The sequence below is a fragment of the Azospirillum sp. TSH20 genome (assembly GCF_003115935.1).
Taxonomy (GTDB): domain Bacteria; phylum Pseudomonadota; class Alphaproteobacteria; order Azospirillales; family Azospirillaceae; genus Azospirillum.
In genome coordinates, this window is the sequence record NZ_LGQU01000175.1 from 1 (window position 1) to 1,832 (window position 1,832).

At 55.5% G+C, this 1,832-nt stretch carries 1 protein-coding gene; it reads right to left on the reverse strand.

Annotated features, from left to right (window positions below; translation table 11 throughout):
• Positions 1-1,124: 1,124 nt before the first annotated feature.
• Positions 1,125-1,706: a site-specific integrase gene (locus tag TSH20_RS32995; protein ID WP_109157747.1), complete on the reverse strand. Its 582-nt coding sequence runs from the start codon at positions 1,704-1,706 to the stop codon at positions 1,125-1,127.
• Positions 1,707-1,832 lie beyond the last annotated feature (126 nt).

A 1,832-nucleotide genomic window follows, 5' to 3' on the forward strand; every position in this document is an offset into this window, starting at 1 on the left:
ATGATCCCCCGCTATAGGCGTCAAGGGCGGATTCGGCGTTGCCAGCCAATGCAGTGCTCGTCGGCTCGAACTGGCAGGCCATCACCCAGCCAACACAACGGCTGACGCATCGGCGTGTTGACAGGGTGCGTTCGTCGGCCAAGCTGTTCCTGGTGCTGGGTTCCTTCCGCACCAGGAACAGGAGTGTCGGCGGTGCGGCGGCGTTGATCAGGGGGGTCGGCGCAGTGAATAATATCGACAAGCAATAATCCTTCGTGGTATAAATAATCTTAGAGAACGCTTGCGTTCATTCATAATGCCCAGGAGCGTACAGGGGTTCCTCCGCCCCGAACGGCTGGAAGCGATACACGTCGTGGTGTTCGCGGGACAACGGCCATGAGGTTAGGGCAACCGACGAGATGGAAATCATCGGCCCACAGTAGGTAGGATGATCCAACAACCGCTCGGTGGAACTTGAGTTTCCACAAGAAGGCTTATCGGAAATGAGGGTAGCTCTGTCTTCACAAGTTTGACATCTACCCGCACGCACCAGTCCCTTGATAGCGTGGTGCGTGAGCTTGGAATCATCAATTCCATAACCGTTGACTCCTTAACGTTCACCGGAGATGCAAGACGTGGCGAATGGAAAATGCGTACATGGCGATACGCGCATTCAGTCACACCATCCCAAAATCTCACTATCAGGTGGAACGGGAGTAAGAAGGGCTGCTTAAGCTGGCACAGGGCAACCACCAGCCGCCACTATAGACGTGGCAAGTGGCTTATCAAGTGACTACATAAACTCAGGATGTCATCTTCTTCCCCTTGGTTCAGAATGACCAAACGTCCATACGTGTGACTTTGGGGCTGGACCAAGGGGGAGAGAAAGTGACGTGAAATCTAGGATGTGAATCTGAATCATTCATTCAGTGATTAGGAATGGGCTGACGGATGTGATGCCGCACTGAACGAAGTGAAGGGCGAGAAGCACATCCGATAGCCCGCCAGCAGCACCATGGTGCTGCTGAAGGTCATCAGGATCAGTTGGTTCATGTCGGTGATCCGTTTGGTTACACGACAGTTTGGAACGGCCATGGGAGACCGTGGTGAACTGGTGATTTCCGGTACGCTGATGATCACTGGCATCAGATGATGTTGACCACCTTGCGCTTGGCTTCGGTATCGCCCTCGATGTAGCGGGCTGTGACGACCAGGGATCGGTGTCCAGCCAGTTCCATGACATCCCGCAGGGAACCGCCTACCAGGGTGATCTTGCGCGCAGCGTTGGTGATGAAGGTCCGACGACCTGAATGGCTAGAGCACCCGTTGAACCCAAGCCGGTGATAGAGGTCGAAGAACCAACGGGTGACCGATGCCGCCGACATCCGATGCCCGCGTTCCGAATAGATGATGTGCCTATCTGGATGCGGACGGCGTTCGGCATGAAGCTGCACCAGGGCGTCACGCAACTCCCTGCTGAGAGGGATGGTGCGACCAGACCCCATCTTTGCGGCGCGATCTTCCAGGTGCAGGAAATCCCCAACTTGGCCGTCTGAGTTGGTAACCATCCCCCAGGTCGCTTCGGCGATCTCCTTGGCTCTCAATCCAGCCCGCACGCTCAGCAGGAACATCGCCGCGTCACGGGCTGGGTTTCGAGTCGTGGACAGGTGTGCCAGCACTGCCTTCATCTGGGCTGTGGAGAGTACCTTTGCCTGCCGACCTGCCATGCTGATCTCACAATAAAACCGCGCATAACCAGCATGGTCTCACGAGTTCTCAGTCTGTCAACCGAAAGATCGCGTCCAACACCGCACAAACCCTCATCTCACAAGAGAAGAGAGATTTTATGGTGA